We start from the raw sequence: 16,430 nt of genomic DNA, 5'->3' as shown, positions 1-16,430 counted from the left end.
TGTTCAAGCATCACCAAAATATTTATTTATGGGGGAAACTCACATGCTAACAAATCCTGTGCTCATATCAGTTATAGTCATGATTGTATTGTGTCTGGTCAAAGTCAACGTTCTTATCGCAATTCTGCTTTCCGCACTCGTTGCCGGTCTTCTTGCCGGCATGCCGATTCCAGATATCATGAAAAATCTGATCGGCGGAATGGGCGGATCTTCTGAAACTGCTCTATCCTATATTCTGCTGGGAGCCATGGCCATGGCCATTGCCCACACCGGCGTTGCGGATCTTTTAGTACGAAAACTGTCTAAAATTGAGTTTAAGCGCAAGTGGATTTTCCTGCTTCTGCTGGCCGGTGTTTCCTCGCTGTCCCAGAACCTGATTCCGGTGCACATTGCCTTTATTCCGATCCTGATTCCACCGCTGCTGCTGTTCTTCAATAAAATGAAGCTGGACCGTCGCGCCGCTGCCTGCGCCCTGACGTTTGGTCTGAAAGCCCCTTATGTTATGCTGCCGGTTGGGTTCGGCCTGATCTTCCATGGCATCGTCTCCAAGGCGATGACAGAAGCCGGAGTACCTTTCAACCAGATGGATGTCTGGAAGGCGACTCTGGTTCCTGGACTGGGTATGGTATTGGGTCTTCTGATTGCCGTTTTCTTCAGCTACCGCGGAGATCGCAATTATGCCGATGTCCAAATCACAGAAGTTAAGGAAGAGGATCTTTCCAAGAGTGGACTGACCATGGGACAGTGGGGTGCCATTGTCGGCGCTGTCGCGGCCTTCGCGATTCAGCTGCTGGGCGGCGGACTTCCGCTGGGTGCTCTGGCTGCTCTGTTTGTCATGATGCTGTTCGGTTCCTTCAAGCTCAGCGAACTGGATAAGATCATGAACTCCGGTATCGGACTCATGGGCTTCATTGCTTTCGTTATGCTGGTAGCTGCCGGATATGCCAATGTCCTGCGTGAGACAGGCGGCATACCCTCACTGGTTAACGCTTCTGTTGCGATCATGGGCGGCAGCAAAGTCATCTCGGCATTCATCATCCTGCTCATTGGACTTGTCGTCACTATGGGAATTGGAACTTCCTTCGGAACGATTCCGATCGTCGCTGCCATCTTCGTTCCCCTGGCCGCTCAGCTCGGTTTCTCCCCCCTCGCCATTGCCAGCCTGATTGCTGTTGCCGGCGCGCTGGGTGATGCCGGATCACCGGCTTCTGACTCGACGCTGGGACCCACATCAGGACTCAATGCCGATGGACAGCACGACCACATTTGGGATACCTGCGTTCCGACTTTCCTTCACTACAATATCCCGCTGATCGTATTTGGAACCTTTGCGGCAGCCTTCCTTCTGTAACAGAACAAAATATCTTGGCCACTGGCCTTTCGAATTTGAAAAGAGGTAAATTACAATGGAAAAATTACTCCTGGATGGCAGCTCGCTGACCATCGAAGATTTCATCAGTGTGACCAGAGGCATGCGGAAAGTTGGTCTGACCGACGCATCCAAGCAGGCCGTACTGAAAGCAAGAGAACTGGTGGACCGGTTTGTCAGTGAACACCGCGTTGTATACGGACTCACTACCGGATTTGGTAAATTCAGTGATGTCAGCATTGATCAGGATGAAACCGAAGCACTCCAGAGAAATCTGATTACCAGCCATTGCTGTGGCGTGGGTGAACCGTTCCCGGCGGACATTGTCCGCGGCATCATCCTGCTGCGCGTCAATGCGCTGTCCAAGGGCTTCTCCGGAATCCGTCTGGAAACTCTGGAATCTCTCATTGGCATGCTGAATGAAAATGTGGTTCCGTATGTACCGGAAAAAGGCTCCCTGGGAGCATCCGGTGACCTGGCTCCCTTGTCTCATGTCGCGCTGACCCTGATCGGTCAGGGACAGGCTTACTATCAGGGAGAACTGATGGATGGCGCTGAGGCGATGAAAAAAGCCGGAGTGCCCATCATTACACTTTCTTCCAAAGAAGGCCTCGCACTGAATAACGGAACTCAGGTTATGACCAGCGTCGGTACCCACACGATCTGGGATGCGTTCAACCTGATTCGTCAGGCCAACGGAATTGCCATGCTGAGCTTTGAAGCTCTTACCGGTATTACCGATGCATATTTTGAAGGAACCCACAAAATCCGTAATCAGGCCGGACAGGTCAGCTGCGCCAAGAACTTCCTGGAACTGGTTGAAGGCTCTGCCAACACCACCAAGCAGGGGGAACTGAGAGTGCAGGATGCTTACTCCCTGCGCTGCCTGCCCCAGATCCACGGTGCATCACTGGACTGCTTCAACTACGTTCGGTCCAAGGTAGAAAATGAAATTAACGCTGTTACCGACAACCCGATCATCTTTGTGGATGAAGAGCGCGTTGTTTCCGGAGGAAACTTCCATGGACAGCCGATGGCTCTCCCATTTGATTTCCTGAAGATTGGTCTGGCAGAACTGGCCAACGTTTCCGAACGCAGAGTGGAACGTCTGGTTAACCCGGCTTTATCCAATGGATTGCCGGCATTCCTGACCGAGCGCGGCGGAGTCAACTCCGGTTTCATGATCGTTCAGTATTCGGCGGCTTCCCTGGTTTCTGAAAACAAAGTCCTGGCGCATCCGGCTTCTGTGGATTCCATTCCGTCTTCCGCCAATCAGGAAGACCATGTATCCATGGGTACCATCGCTGCCAGACAGGCCAGAGAAATCCTGGGCAATACCCGGAAAGTTCTCGCCATGGAACTGCTGACCGCGTGCCAGGCACTGGATCTGCGCGGCAACAAGGGACTTGGCAAGGGAACCCAGGCATTCTATGACAAGGCACGTTCTGTGGTGGACACACTTGGTGAAGACCGCGTAATGTACTATGACATTGATAAAATGGAAAAACTCATTGAATCCAATGAGCTGGTCAAGGCGCTGGACGAACTCCAGATCACACTGAATTAATTAGCTCCGGCTCTTTACCCAAAGTGCTGGTAAGCGATACTGTAAAATAAGTGGAAATCGGTCGTAATTCTAATGGGTTGCGACTGATTTCTTTTTCAGAGGAATATCATTCTCCCGATAGCCTTTCGGCTATCAGACGAAGAATTAGCCGTGAACGCAGATGATCGGGTTGAACTCCTTGATGGATAATATTCAAAATAACGGGGTATTTGATCGAGCAGCTTAGGATGTCTTGTTCTTGAAGTAATTTTGGTTGGGGATCATTTCGACTCCAATGGGATTCAATACAAAAACGGCTTATGGAAGACCATAAGCCGTTTTTGTATGTGGATCATCGTTCAGTGGCCTGCAGCCATCTTTTCGTTCATATTCTGGTTCGGATTCGAGCAGATTCAAGGATCGGATCAGTGGTTGAATCCGTTCATCATCGAGATTATCCCGGGCAACTATTCATTTCCTGCCGGCTGGTAGGGGACAGCTTCTTTCTGAATCTTATCAGGAAGTTCGATCTCGGGAGCGCTGTTGTATTTGCTGTAATCATAGGTTGTTACCGTATGGGTGCTTACTCCCGCTGTGGTGGTGACCTGTTCATAGGACACTTTTTTATAACGATATTCCTGATCCAGTATAAACTCGACCATCGTCTCCATGGTCTGTCCCTGAGCTTCCATCTGGGCCAGGGTATCCTTTTCCTTGATCTCTATACCGGTCAGGGAGTAGAATTCCAATGCGCTCAAGGGATGGGTTGACACAAGGATTATATCATCACCGCTGCGAGTCACATCGATGTAGTCGTTGACCCGGGCATGGATTCGGATGGTGGAGGTTTTATCCACGGGCATATCCAGATAGACCCAGGAACCGGTAGAAGGATCTTCCATGTACATCCGGTGATTCAACAGGTAGGTGGTATCGAGTATATCCGCCTGCTTGGTCATAATTTTACCGTTCCCAAGCAGTGGATGAATGGTGGCCTTAGTGGTTGTAACAACTTCCGTATCACCAAATTCGGCTACACTGGAAGAAGTATAGTCATAGCTTTGTACTCGCATCATTGCATCGGCTGACTTTTGCAGGATAAATCGTGCCGTTGGTTCGGCCGGCCTGGTATCGGGAACTGAAGTCTGCGTTAACGTCGCGACGGGGACTGTCCCGGGTGAAGGGATGGACGCCGGCGTCTTTGTTGCCACTGATCCGGCGGGCCTGGATTGGGTTGTTGGTGATGCGACTTCCAGCTGGCAGCCGGTCAGTGGAAATGACAGGGCCAGGCAGGCAAATATAATAACTTTTGCTTTCATGGAGTCCTCCCAAGGAATAATGAAAATAAAAAACTCAGTCCGTGGTATCAGCTACACGCGGACTGATGTGAGATGAATAAAGCTTTCCATTGAAAACCGGTTCATGTTAATTGATACTGAAAATGTCTGGGATATCTTTTTTTGCGTTTATGGTATATCCAGAACCTGACTCTTCAGCGTTAGCAGTTACTCCACTTTGCAGGGTAATTGCAAAAGCCGCAGTAAGTGCGAGCAGCAGTGCTATGATTCGTCTTTTCAACAAAACATCACTCCCTTGTAGTTAATTTTTGATTCTGAGAATCCTGAGAATGGCTGATTTTGTGGTACATTTTCATTCTTATCCTTATTATAACAATGATTTAAAGAAAATTACTTTAAAATTGTGAAATATTTGTAAAATATGTATATGACAATACAAGAACCTGTAAATGAAAAACTCATGGGTTGGTAAGAAAAATTCGCCGTATAAATGTGATATTATTAGTGACAAGGAGGGGAGAAGATGAAAGTATTATTGATACGACACGGAGTTGCACAGGATCCAATCTCCGGGCAATCGGATGAAACAAGACAGCTTACCCGGGATGGACGTCAGGCTCTTCTGGATCAGGCAGTCTATTTGGCGATCTACCTGTTTCAGGATGATGTCCGGCTTATTTCTTCTCCTCTGATCCGGGCGGTTCAAACGGCGGAAATTCTTGCCGCTGCCGGGCTGGGTCCCATTGAGATCCAGGATTATGTCCAATCGGGAGATTTTGAAACGTTCAGGCAGGAGGTACTGGGTTCGCCGGACCGGACTCTGGTAATTGTTGGCCACTCGCCTCATCTGGAAGACTGGATTCAGAGGGTTACCGATCAATCATTTCAGTTGAGGAAAGGATCCTGTGTCCAGCTTGAGATCCAGGATGAGCTTGAGTTTAAAGGATATGTGGAGTGGTGCCTCAGACTGAAGGAGTTCAGAAAGCTGATGCGCCTGGAACGCTCCGGAGAAGCTCTCAGCTGCTTTGAGCATGACATAGGGCTTGTGATTCGCCGTTCAGTCCGAACGATTCTGGAGCACCGTGAAGCCTTTCTGAAGGATCCTGCGGAAATTGAATCGGTCCATAAACTGAGAGTCAAAATACGGCAGTTCCGCTCGCTGATCAGCTTTTTCAAGCCACTGATGTCAAAGAAAAACCAAAGGCGTATTCAGCAGCTGCTTCGACAGATGACTGGAGAATGCGCCTACCTGAGAGAGCTGGATGTGCTGATGATCGAGTGGCGAAAGCATCAGGAGTCATTTGATCTGGCCGGGGAGAGCGGGGACGAGTTTTTTGAGATTTTGAAATCGGAACGAGCAGCAGAACAGCATCGGCTGTTTCAATCCCTGGAAAAGCCAGGCTTTGCAGAAGACCTGAACCGAGTCGAAGAACAGCTGAAGGGGGCTGTTCGAATTAAGCGCGCAGCCCACTCCTCACTGGATTTTATGGTCCGGGAGACCCTGGACCGATGGATCCGGAAAATTCAGGGGATCTACGAATCCATCAATCAGAATGATCTGGCAGCCATCCATGCACTGCGCATTAAAGCTAAAAAAATTCGGTATCTCATGGAGATTTTCGGGCTAAGTGAAGTTCAGCCGATCAAGGATCATTATAAGGACATTAAGCGCTGGCAGGAAACATTGGGCGAACTGACCGACGCCAACCGCAACAGTGAAGCGGTCCGGGAGATTTCAGCGAAATTTCCCGGACGGCCGATTGTGCAGGAAATTGAGATTTTCACCAGGATTCAGGAAAAGCGAGCAGAAGAGCTGTTCCAGGAGTTTTTTCAGTCCCGTCTCTTGTCCCTGTCATCTGCCGCTGAACCGGACAGACTCGTAAAATAAAGACAATCAATCTTCAGCCCTCTGTAATGAATCGACTGATGTTATTTCAATAGAGGAAACTAGGCATAACAAGACCATAAGAGGCACCATCGAACGCTTTGAACGTTCGGTGATGCCTCTTTTAAACTTACTTAAACTCTCTTATCTGAATGAACGGGGAGAGCTGACTGACCTGCCATCTGAAGGGATCGATCAGATATCACAAGACCAGCGGGTATATCCTGGATTCCCGGTTCACCTAACGAGGAATCCTTTGTATTTTCTCAAAAACTATTGATATTACTTACTTTACAGCTATAAAGCCTTGCGAATATCCTAGTTATGTGTTACACTATACATAACTAGGAGGGCGTATTATGGCCATTGTTAATCAGTTCGATAAGCGCAGCGGAATTACTTACGTTTATGAATCAGTTTCCCATTGGGATAAGGAAAAACAACAGCCTCGGTCCAAACGGTCGCTCATCGGCAAACGAGATCCGGTCACCGGCGAAATCATCCCAACGGATGGACGGGGTAAAAAACGTCGGAACCCAGAGGCGGGTACAACTGAAGTCAATCCTGGCCCTGTGCCCTTTACCGTAGCTGATCGTAAGTTCTACGGTGCCACGTATCTGTTGGATCAAATCGGAGACTCTCTCGGGCTTACAGAGGACCTCAAGGCTTGCTTTCCCTCTCTCTACAAGCAGATTCAATCCATCGCCTATTATCTGATCCTGGAGAGCGATTCCCCCTTGTTTCGATTTGAAAAATGGAGTACGCTCCACCGGCATCCCTATGGAGCCAATATCCCATCTCAGCGCAGCAGCGAGCTGTTTGCGGGCATCTCGGAAGAGTCCAAACAACGTTTTTTCAGCTGTCTTGCCAAGCGCCATCAGCCCGATGAGTATTGGGCCTATGACACCACCTCGGTGTCGAGTTATTCCCAAACCCTTCGTCAGGTCCAGTACGGGAAAAACAAAGAAAATGACCCCCTAGCGCAGCTGAACCTGGCCTTGGTCTTTGGACAAGACTCAGGGTTGCCGTTTTATTACAGAAAGCTCTCTGGCAACATTCCAGATGTCAGCACGATCAAAAATTTGCTGGCTGATTTCAAAGTGCTGGGCTTCGATAAAGTCAAGTTGGTCATGGACCGGGGATTTTACAGTGAAGCCAATATCAATGCGCTTCTTGGGGAGCGACTGAAGTTCATCATTGCCGCTGGCACGCATCTGGCCTATATCCGAAGACATATCGACGGGATCTATGACAGCATCCGATCCTTTGAAAACCTGGATGAGCAATATGGCTTATACTCCTCAACCATTCTGACTGACTGGGAGTTTCAAAAAGAACGCCCCAACAAGAAAGATGTCATCCGAGAAAAACGCCGGGTCTACCTGCACGCTTACTTCAACATTGAAAAATACGCGGATGAAGAAGCTCATTTTGATCGACGACTGCTGTCGATGAAGGGGGAAATCCTAAGCGGAAAACGTAATCCCGATCATGAGACGTTCTACAAGAAATACTTTGAAGTGACAGATACCCCGGTAAGGGGCATTAAAGTTACCGTGAAAGAAGATGTGGTCAAACAGACGAAGCGCTATTTTGGATTCTTTGCGCTGATGACCAATGAAAAGATGGATGCCATCACGGCTTTGACGCTGTATCGGAATAAAGATCTGGTGGAAAAGGCCTTCGGCAATATCAAGGAACGGCTCAATCTGAGGCGACTCTTGGTTTCCTCAGAAAAAAACCTGGATGGAAAACTCTTTGTGGCCTTCGTCGCGCTCATCTATTTGTCCTACCTCAAAAAGCAGATGCAGGATAAAGGAATGTTCAAAGATTACACAATGCAGTCTCTGCTGGACAAGCTGGACGTCATAGAGTGCTTTGAAAACCCAGGCCATGACTTGAGGGTTGGTGAGATTCTCAACAAACAGAAGTTGATCTATGAATTCATGGGTGTTGAGACCCCATCATAGTTATGTGTTCCGGGAATCCAGGGTATATGCACTCAAGCAATCAGCAATGTGCCGGGTCAGTTTCAGCGGGCCGGGCGTTTTGGCCGGACTAAACGGCGAGTTCAAACTGACTGTTGTACAGGTCCGCGTAGAAGCCGTTTCTGCCAAGCAGGTCTTTATGATTGCCGCTTTCGATGATATCTCCGTCCTTCATGACCAGAATCAAATCGGCATTCTTAATGGTAGAAAGACGATGGGCAATGACAAAGGATGTCCTGCCTACTGTCAGGCCGTCCATGGCAGTCTGAACAATCCGTTCGGTTCTGGTGTCAACCGAACTGGTGGCTTCATCCAGAATCAGCAGGGGTGCGTTCTGGATCATGGCACGGGCGATGGTGATCAGCTGTTTTTGGCCTTCGGACAAGCTCGCCTTTTCATTGAGAATGGTGTCATACCCATCAGGCAGTGTCTTGATGAAGTGGTGCAGACCCACTGTTTTGCAGGCTGAAATGACATCTTCTTCTGCCACGCCTTCCTTGCTGTAAATGATGTTTTCTTTGATGGAACCTTCAAACAGCCATGAATCTTGTAAGACCATGCAGAATTGCTCATGGACATTTTCTCTGGGAACACTGTCGATGGGAATTTTATCCAGCAATATTTCACCGCCGTCTAGATCATAAAATCTCATCAGCAGATTGACCATGGTCGTTTTGCCCGCTCCGGTGGGACCCACGATGGCTACTTTCTGGCCTGCGGAGATGCTTGCGGAAAAGTCATGGATGATCGTCTTGTCCGGGTCATAGCCGAAACGAACATGCCTGAATTCGACGTCTCCCCGGATCCCCTGGAGTGCTTTGACCTTCTCGCTTTCATCGGCCAGTTCCGGTTCACCCAGGAACTCAAAAACTCGCTCCCCGGCAGCAGCGGTGCGCTGCAGATTGTTTGCCGCCTGAGCCATTTGTGAGAGGGGCTGAGTGAATAGCCGGATATACAGCATGAATGCCACGATAACGCCAAAACTGATTTTGCCGTCCAGCGCCAGGGCTGCTCCAACGACACAGACAGCCACATAACCCAGGTTGCCGATAAACTGCATGAGGGGCATCATCAGTCCGGAGAAAAACTGAGATTTCCAGGCACTGGTATACAGGTTGGTGTTGATTGCCTCAAAGGTCTGCTTGGCAGCATTCCCTCCATTGTAAACTTTAACGACATTGTGGTTGGAATAGATTTCTTCAATGTGCCCATTAATGCTGCCCAGTTCCTTTTGCTGCGCACTGAAAAAACTCTGTGATTTCTTCATGATCAGGATCATGAGGGCAAAACCGATCACACTGGCTGCCACAGCTGTCAATGCCAGGATCCAGTTCGTGTAGAACATCATGATCAAAGCTCCGATAAACATGGTGACGGAGGTAACCAGGGTGCCAATACTCTGGTTCATTGTCTGACCAATGGCGTCCACGTCATTGGTTACGCGGCTCAGGACATCGCCATAGCTGACTTTGTCAAAATAGCGCAGGGGAAGACGGTTGATTTTCTGTGCGATGTCAGTACGCAGTGCTTTTGAAATTTTCTGGGTCACAGTGGCCATAATGAAACTCTGGGCAAACCCAAGCAAAGCGGCGCCTGCATAGAAGAAAACAAGCAACATCACCAGGTTCTGAATTGCGCTCATGTCCATCTTTCCCAGAACTGGCTTGCCATTGATCAGGGCAGGCAGTCCTTTGGCGATCTCATTGGTAATGTCCTTCAGCACGTCTGGACCAACAATCTGCAGAACAGTGCCAATGGCAGCAGCGAGCAATGAAATGATGATAACCGGGACATACGATTTCATGTAGTGGATCAGCTTTTTCCAGGTGCCCTTAAAGTCTCTGGCTTTTTCAACGGAGCCGCCCATTCCTGGCCCCATTCCGAAGCGGCCGTTGGAGCCGGGGCGTTTTTCTGTATTTTTACTCATGAAACAAGCTCCTCTTCACTAAGTTGGGACATGGCGATTTCTCGATAGACCTGGCATTTCTCCAGTAGTTCCTTATGGGTGCCAGAACCCACGACGCGACCTTCATCCAGGACGATAATCCGGTCCGCATCCATGATGGTGCCAATCCGCTGAGCCACGATGAGATTGGTGACACCGGCGGTTTCTTTCTGCAGAGCTGTTCGCAGAACACGGTCAGTCTTGTAGTCCAGGGCTGAAAAACTGTCATCGAAGATATAGATTTCCGGTTTTCGGCAGATCGCCCGTGCGATGGCAAGACGCTGTTTCTGACCGCCCGAGAGATTGCTGCCGCTCTGAGCGATGGATGCCTCATATTGTCCATCCATCGTTTCCACAAAATCCGTTCCCTGGGCAATGGCAACCGCTTTTTTTACCTCTTCTTCGCTTGCTGGCATCTTGCCGTTCTCACCGTAATTCACATTGAAGGAAACCGATCCCATAAACAGAGCTGCCTTTTGCGGCACATAACCGATTTTGTTGTATAACGCATTCAGGGCATAGTCTTTGACATTGACACCGTCAATCCGGACTTCACCTTCTGTGGCATCAAAAAAACGTGGAATCAGATTAATCAGGGTACTTTTACCGCTTCCGGTGGATCCGATAAAGGCCACAGTTTCTCCCTGCTTCGCGGTAAAGCTGACATCCTGGAGAACGTACTCGGCAGCTCCGGGATATTGAAAACTGACATGACTGAATTCAACCGTGCCAGTCTCACCGGGCAAACCTTCCGTTTGACGGCCATTCACAATGGCAGGCTCAGTATCCAGGACTTCGTTGATCCGGCGGGCAGAAACAGCGGCCCGGGGCAGCAGTATGAACATCATGGCCAGCATCATGAAAGACATGATGACCTGCATGGCATATGCTGAGAAGACAACCATATTGGAGAAAATGGTCAGTTTCTCCATAGCCTGTGCCGCGTCAATCAGGTTTGCACCGATCCAGTAGATTGCCAGAGTCAGTCCGCTCATAACGATGTTCATCATTGGCATCATAATTGCCATGCTCCGACTGGTAAACAGCTGCGTTTCTGTCAGTTCAGCATTGGCCTTCTCGAATTTCGCTTCCTGAAAATCTTCAGCGTTATATGCTCGGACTACGCGCAGACCGGTCAGGTTCTCACGGGTAACTTTGTTCAAATTATCCGTCAGGGTCTGCATTCTTCGGAATTTTGGTATGACAAAGATCATGACGAAGGCGATCATCAGAACCATGACGAGTACCGCCACGCCGGTCGCCATCGACCATTCAAAACCCTTACCAGCTATTTTTGTGATGGCCCACACGGTCATGATGGGGGCCTTAATGATCATTTGCAAGCCCATGGTGACCAGCATCTGAATCTGAGTGACATCATTGGTTGATCGAGTGATCAGGCTGCTGGTAGAAAACCGGTTGATTTCCTCCATGGAGAAAGATTCCACCTGGTGAAACAAGTCACTGCGAAGCCTTTGGGAAAAGGAAGCGGCGATCCGGGCGGCAAAAAAACCTACAACGACGGCTGACGCGACGCTGCCCAGTGCGCACAGCATCATGTAGCCGCCCTGTGTCCAGATTTCGCTCATATCACTGCCGGGCGTTTGGACCAGCCGGGTGATTCCTGACATGTAATCCGGCAGTTTCAGGTCCAGCCAGACCTGGGCTACGATGAACACCAGACTGACCGCAAATTGTACCCACTCGTGGGACTTAAGATGTTTAAATAACTTCAACATGTAATATTTAACTCCTGTCTATGATTGATCCGTTTTTCAGTTGACTTGGTATTTTCGTGATTCTTCCGTCCGGAAAGACAGTTAGTCTTCCTTCGGGTTGTCAGGTTCCAGTACCGCGAGACGGTTCATAATCCGAACCAGCTCTCTGGCGTCCTGCTCTCCCAGCTTCTCGAGCATTCTGGTTACGACACCAAGAGCTAACTCCTGATGATTTCTGGCGATTTCTTTGCCTTCCTCAGTAATATTTACCAGGATTTTCCGACGATCGGAAGGGTCGATCTGCCTTGTGATCAGGTTTTTGCCTTCCAAACTGTTCAGTACAGCCGCAACCCGGGCCGACGTGATATTCATGGCATCGCTGATTTCACTGGGTAAAACACTGCCTCCCCGCTTCATAACGTAAAGGATCAGGAACGTTTCGCCGCGTAATGTTTCATCGACTTTCTTCTGATGATTGTTTTTTCTGAATTGATGGGATGCTTCCAGAAACTGCTGCGCAAGTTTCTCATAATTCATAAGTTGTCCTCCTTGGAATAACTAACACTGTTAGTATATTTACACTGTTAGCTTAATGTGTCAATATATTTTTTGCGAAAATCTGGTTTTCTCTTCATCTCCATGTTCGACCGCAGGATCCATTCTGGTAAAGATGCAAAAAAATCCAATCAGCGGGACCATGTGGATCACAAGGGTGAATAATTTATTAAATTCATGCCTCAGCGAGGCAGCGAATAGTCTTTTAGATTCAGTGGGCGTACAATGACAGTAGTCCTGTCATTGCAATATTACTGGAGGTGAGGTTATGACACTGATACAATGGTTTGAACGATTTGATCCTGTTCTGCAGGCATTATTCGCTACCTTATTTACCTGGGGAGTCACCGCGTTAGGTGCGTCTTTGGTTTTTTTCTTTAAATCCATCAACAAAACGGTTTTGAACGGCATGCTTGGCTTTGCGGCAGGCGTGATGATTGCAGCCAGCTTCTGGTCTTTGCTGGCACCTGGTATCGAACTGGCAGCCGAGTTAGGGCAAAAACCATATGTAACAGCAGCCACCGGGTTTCTTCTGGGCGGCGGTTTCCTGTACCTGGTCGACAAGATTTTACCCCATCTGCACATGGGATTGGAGACCAACGAAGCGGAGGGCATTAAAACGCACTGGCAGCGAAGCATCCTGCTGGTGATGGCCATTACTCTGCACAATATTCCGGAGGGACTGGCCGTTGGTGTTGCCTTTGGCGCAGTTGCCGGAGGGATCGGCAGTTCAGCGACTCTGGCAGGAGCCATCGCTTTGGCTGTCGGTATTGGGCTGCAGAATTTTCCGGAAGGGGCCGCTGTATCCATTCCGCTGCGGCGGGAAGGCATGAGTCGATCGAGGGCCTTCTGGCTGGGGCAGGCTTCAGGGATCGTCGAGCCGATTGCCGGTGTACTGGGTGCCTGGGCTGTCTTAAGGATTCAGCCGTTGCTGCCCTATGCGCTGTCTTTTGCCGCAGGTGCCATGATTTATGTAGTGGTGGAAGAACTGATTCCAGAAGCTCAGAGAGAAGAGGGCGGATCAAAAACGGATATTGCATCGCTGGGAGCAATGCTTGGCTTTGCCGTGATGATGGTCCTGGATGTTGCTTTAGGTTAGCAGTCGGAAAGGGAATGATCCTGGGTACTGGTCTTAAGTGACTGCAAAGCAGAGAGCGACGGAACCTTCGATCTTCATCGAGAGTTGCGTCGCTCTGTGCAATTAAGTGATTCAGTTCATCAATGGGAATACATCAAGGATAGAAGCAATGACTAAGAGGAGGCTGCTTTGCTGACAGGCCATTTGTCAAACTGGTCGGATATGATATAGCGTGGAAGGAATCCGGTCTGTTTTAACATCAGATAAATGGGGATGGAGATTACAGTACAGATCATAATCTCTGAAACGGCTACATAAAGCCAGGTTTCAATCACCGGAGTATTTAATACGAGTTTCAGTTCAACGGCAATAATCAGGGATAATACAGCCGGCCAAAGGGAAGCGGTGATCAAATGACGGGTTTTCCATATTAGAATCAAGGAGAGGAACGTGTGAAGCGTTCCGAACACTACATCAAACAGTCCAAAGGGTGAAAACAGATTGCTGATGAAGCAGCCTAAGGTTACAGCAGCGATGTACATCGGATTGAAAAACGCCAGCAGATTTAAAATTTCGGAAACGCGAAATTGAATGGGGCCATAACTGATGGGGGCGATGCCCAGGGTCAGAATGACATAAATAGCGGCGACGACTGCACTGACGGTTAGATTACGGATTCGATTATTATTCATAGATACTCCTTATGTCTTTCCCCCTCAACGCCAAAAAAAGATGGTTATCCCATCCCTTAGCGCCTGTTATTTTTGCATTGGGCAGTACCCGATACAAAAAAATATTGAAAGACTCCTGATTTTTTAAGTGGGTGCCGAGGGAACACTGTTCATGAGAACTTAATCAGTATAGCAAAAACCACTCATGGTTTTCAATGATTTTGGAACAGTTTTTCATCTACCAGCGGAAAGAAAGCATGGATCCCCCTGATTGGACTCGTGCAATTAGATCGTGTAAAATATGATTTAAGAGGTGATTATTGCTGATGAAAAAGATAACTTATATAAAGGCCAGCTGGTGACCGTATTGTACTTTGGCTGACAGGCTGTTGGCGAAGTTGATTGACCAGAATGAAGCTTATCGGAAGTTGGAAATCGATGTAATCGATGAAGATGAAAGACCGGACGCTGCCTCGGCATACCAATATCGGCTCGTTCCTAACTTCTGGGTAGACGACGAAAAGGTTCTGGAAGGGATTCCCAACCGCGGGAAAATTAAGGATGTCTTAGAGAAAGCTCTGGATCAAAAGGTTTGACAGGATCGATGGATAACAGGGATTGACGGTCCAACAATAGAAATAAGGAGAAGCTGAAGGGCTTCTTCTTTTTATGCTGAAGAACTAAAAAAAGCAAGATATTCAGATTGAGGACAATTCTGTTCCCCTTTGCGGTTTATCTGTCATGGCTTACCAGATCTGCGGGACATGGCAGCATTCGAAAGTGCTATACTTTTTAAATGAGAAAAAATGAGAGGCCGCATACATAAACTACTTGGTCCCTTGTTCAGGAAAGAGGTATTCATGGCAGAAGAAGCACAAACATTAAGTTTATCCAGTGAAGTTAAGCAGAGCCGGCAAAAAGTGATGCAGATTGCATGGCCTGTGTTAGTTGAACTATTCTTAGGTTCTCTGTTTGGCATGGTTGATATGATGATGCTGGGAAATATTCAGCCGACTTCGTTATCGGCTGCCTCCATTGCATCGGTGGGAATTGCCAATCAGCCGCTGTTTATCGGATTGTCCCTGGTTCAAAGTTTCAATGTGGGCGGAACGGCTATTATTGCCCGGTATTACGGAATGGGCCGGATGAAGAAACTCGGCAATATTTTTAAGCATGTCCTGATTCTGAGCATCCTTATCATTATCATCCCATTGTTTGTCCTGGCAATGACGAAAACCGCCGCGATCATGCGACTGTTGGGAGCCGGGGAAGATGTCATAACGGTCGGGACGCTGTATTTTCAGATTGTCCATTTTGGATTTATATTTCAGGCACTGACAATGTGCGGAGCTTCTGCTCTTCGCGGAGTTGGTGAAACGAAAATTCCAATGAAAATCAATCTGCTGTGCAATGGATTGAATGTATTCGGGAATGCGGTGCTGATTTACGGTTTGTTCGGAGTCCCGGCACTGGGGGTCGTCGGGGCAGGTATATCCACCGCTGCTTCACAGGTTCTCGCGGCGATTCTTGTTTATACATACCTGATTCGAGGCAAAAGCAAGATTTCGGTTCGGGACAAATTTGTTTTTGAAGGCAGTACAGTAAAGAATCTTGTCCGGATCGGCCTGCCGGCATCCTTTGAACAACTGGCCCTGCGACTGGGAATCTTCTTCTTCGTCCGAATTGTCGCATCCCTGGGTACCGTGGTCTATGCAGCCCATCAAATCGCGCTGTCCATTCTGGGATTGTCATTTAATCCCGGCCAGGCATTTGGAATTGCAGCCTCAACGCTGGTTGGCCGCTCGCTGGGGGAAGGCAAGCCGAACGATGCGGAAAACTACTCACGCAGCGCCCGTCAAATCGGATCGGTCATATCCAGCATCATTGCTGTTGCGTTCTTTGCCTTTGCCAGACAGCTGGTAGGGCTTTATACCGCAGATGAACAGATCATTCGCAATGCATCGGGCGCGCTGATGATTATTGCTCTGGTTCAACCGTTCCAATCCTCCCAGCTGATTCTGTCAGGAGCACTGCGCGGTGCCGGCGACACCGTCTGGCCCTTGATTGCCACAGTGGTTGGGGTTTTGCTGATACGAATTCAGGTGGCTTCCTTATTAGTCAATCAGATGAATCTGGGACTGTCCGGAGCCTGGATCGCCGTTCTGATTGATCAGTTTATCCGGTGGGCTCTGGTATTTTTCCGTTTCCGAACCGGAAAGTGGAAAGCGATCAAGATTCGATAACAATTGGAACAAGTCTGCTTTCCAGGTGGTTTGATCAATCCTCGATCATTTCATAAACAATTTGAGGGAATGACAGGAACGGGATTGGAAGCGATTCAAAAAAATATGCGGCCCGATTTGGGCCGCATATTTTA

13 protein-coding genes are annotated in these 16,430 nt (G+C 48.6%); 7 read left to right on the top strand and 6 right to left on the bottom strand.

The window, feature by feature from the left end; all coding sequences use genetic code 11:
- Positions 1-43: 43 nt before the first annotated feature.
- Positions 44-1,351, top strand: a complete 1,308-nt coding sequence (locus P6M73_RS10390) for a Na+/H+ antiporter family protein (RefSeq protein WP_277852989.1) — start codon at positions 44-46, stop codon at positions 1,349-1,351.
- Between the two features lie 55 nt (positions 1,352-1,406).
- Complete coding sequence (gene hutH / locus P6M73_RS10385) at positions 1,407-2,936, top strand: histidine ammonia-lyase (protein ID WP_277852988.1); 1,530 nt, start codon at positions 1,407-1,409, stop codon at positions 2,934-2,936.
- Positions 2,937-3,382: 446 nt separating this feature from the next.
- Here hutH and P6M73_RS10380 read toward each other — a convergent pair whose 3' ends face one another.
- Together P6M73_RS10380 and P6M73_RS10375 are read right to left on the bottom strand one after the other, a co-directional pair.
- Positions 3,383-4,234 carry a hypothetical protein gene (locus P6M73_RS10380; protein WP_277852987.1) on the bottom strand — a complete coding sequence of 284 codons (852 nt, stop codon included), beginning with the start codon at positions 4,232-4,234 and terminating at the stop codon, positions 3,383-3,385.
- Between the two features lie 106 nt (positions 4,235-4,340).
- Positions 4,341-4,493 (bottom strand): hypothetical protein, encoded by a 153-nt coding sequence (locus P6M73_RS10375; RefSeq protein ID WP_277852986.1) that lies wholly within the window; start codon positions 4,491-4,493, stop codon positions 4,341-4,343.
- A 243-nt stretch (positions 4,494-4,736) separates the two neighbouring features.
- Between P6M73_RS10375 and P6M73_RS10370 the strand changes: the two genes are divergently transcribed.
- Positions 4,737-6,101 carry a CHAD domain-containing protein gene (locus P6M73_RS10370; protein ID WP_277852985.1) on the top strand — a complete coding sequence of 455 codons (1,365 nt, stop codon included), beginning with the start codon at positions 4,737-4,739 and terminating at the stop codon, positions 6,099-6,101.
- A gap of 356 nt (positions 6,102-6,457) precedes the next feature.
- A complete protein-coding gene (locus P6M73_RS10365) occupies positions 6,458-8,068 on the top strand; it encodes an IS1634 family transposase (RefSeq protein ID WP_277852984.1) in 1,611 nt (536 codons plus the stop codon).
- An 88-nt stretch (positions 8,069-8,156) separates the two neighbouring features.
- On the opposite strand, the gene P6M73_RS10360 is transcribed toward P6M73_RS10365, so the two are convergent.
- From P6M73_RS10360 to P6M73_RS10350, 3 genes are all read right to left on the bottom strand, one after another.
- On the bottom strand, positions 8,157-10,013 hold the full coding sequence (locus tag P6M73_RS10360; RefSeq protein WP_277852983.1) for an ABC transporter ATP-binding protein: 1,857 nt from the start codon (positions 10,011-10,013) through the stop codon (positions 8,157-8,159).
- Positions 10,010-11,770, bottom strand: coding sequence for an ABC transporter ATP-binding protein (locus tag P6M73_RS10355; RefSeq protein WP_277852982.1), 1,761 nt, complete (start codon positions 11,768-11,770; stop codon positions 10,010-10,012). Before P6M73_RS10355 ends, P6M73_RS10360 begins: the two co-directional genes overlap by 4 nt.
- Before the next feature lie 81 nt (positions 11,771-11,851).
- Complete coding sequence (locus P6M73_RS10350) at positions 11,852-12,286, bottom strand: MarR family winged helix-turn-helix transcriptional regulator (protein WP_277852981.1); 435 nt, start codon at positions 12,284-12,286, stop codon at positions 11,852-11,854.
- A gap of 286 nt (positions 12,287-12,572) precedes the next feature.
- Here P6M73_RS10350 and P6M73_RS10345 point away from each other — a divergent pair, with 286 nt between their 5' ends.
- On the top strand, positions 12,573-13,403 hold the full coding sequence (locus tag P6M73_RS10345; RefSeq protein WP_489666444.1) for a ZIP family metal transporter: 831 nt from the start codon (positions 12,573-12,575) through the stop codon (positions 13,401-13,403).
- A gap of 152 nt (positions 13,404-13,555) precedes the next feature.
- Here the strand turns inward: P6M73_RS10345 and P6M73_RS10340 are convergent, their stop codons facing one another.
- Complete coding sequence (locus P6M73_RS10340) at positions 13,556-14,074, bottom strand: QueT transporter family protein (protein WP_277852980.1); 519 nt, start codon at positions 14,072-14,074, stop codon at positions 13,556-13,558.
- Positions 14,075-14,481: 407 nt separating this feature from the next.
- On the opposite strand from P6M73_RS10340, the gene P6M73_RS10335 reads away from it, so the two are divergent.
- A complete protein-coding gene (locus P6M73_RS10335) occupies positions 14,482-14,649 on the top strand; it encodes a hypothetical protein (RefSeq protein ID WP_277852979.1) in 168 nt (55 codons plus the stop codon).
- 264 nt (positions 14,650-14,913) lie between these two features.
- Positions 14,914-16,296 (top strand): MATE family efflux transporter, encoded by a 1,383-nt coding sequence (locus P6M73_RS10330; RefSeq protein WP_277852978.1) that lies wholly within the window; start codon positions 14,914-14,916, stop codon positions 16,294-16,296.
- The last annotated feature ends 134 nt before the right edge of the window (positions 16,297-16,430 follow it).

This window comes from Anaerococcoides asporogena (assembly GCF_029590275.1).
In the GTDB taxonomy this organism is placed as follows: Bacteria; Bacillota; Clostridia; order Clostridiales; family Clostridiaceae; genus JG1575.
Note: the sequence above shows the minus strand (reverse complement) of the source record. Positions and strands in the feature narration are given on the sequence as shown.

What these genes read in the sequence shown, in the direction of transcription:
- P6M73_RS10355 (WP_277852982.1), bottom strand. Translation starts at nt 11,770, where the DNA reads ATGTTGAAGTTATTTAAACATCTTAAGTCCCACGAGTGGGTACAATTT.
- P6M73_RS10340 (WP_277852980.1), bottom strand. Translation starts at nt 14,074, where the DNA reads ATGAATAATAATCGAATCCGTAATCTAACCGTCAGTGCAGTCGTCGCC.
- P6M73_RS10365 (WP_277852984.1), top strand. Translation starts at nt 6,458, where the DNA reads ATGGCCATTGTTAATCAGTTCGATAAGCGCAGCGGAATTACTTACGTT.
- P6M73_RS10370 (WP_277852985.1), top strand. Translation starts at nt 4,737, where the DNA reads ATGAAAGTATTATTGATACGACACGGAGTTGCACAGGATCCAATCTCC.
- P6M73_RS10360 (WP_277852983.1), bottom strand. Translation starts at nt 10,013, where the DNA reads ATGAGTAAAAATACAGAAAAACGCCCCGGCTCCAACGGCCGCTTCGGA.
- P6M73_RS10345 (WP_489666444.1), top strand. Translation starts at nt 12,573, where the DNA reads ATGACACTGATACAATGGTTTGAACGATTTGATCCTGTTCTGCAGGCA.
- P6M73_RS10350 (WP_277852981.1), bottom strand. Translation starts at nt 12,286, where the DNA reads ATGAATTATGAGAAACTTGCGCAGCAGTTTCTGGAAGCATCCCATCAA.
- hutH (WP_277852988.1), top strand. Translation starts at nt 1,407, where the DNA reads ATGGAAAAATTACTCCTGGATGGCAGCTCGCTGACCATCGAAGATTTC.
- P6M73_RS10390 (WP_277852989.1), top strand. Translation starts at nt 44, where the DNA reads ATGCTAACAAATCCTGTGCTCATATCAGTTATAGTCATGATTGTATTG.
- P6M73_RS10380 (WP_277852987.1), bottom strand. Translation starts at nt 4,234, where the DNA reads ATGAAAGCAAAAGTTATTATATTTGCCTGCCTGGCCCTGTCATTTCCA.
- P6M73_RS10330 (WP_277852978.1), top strand. Translation starts at nt 14,914, where the DNA reads ATGGCAGAAGAAGCACAAACATTAAGTTTATCCAGTGAAGTTAAGCAG.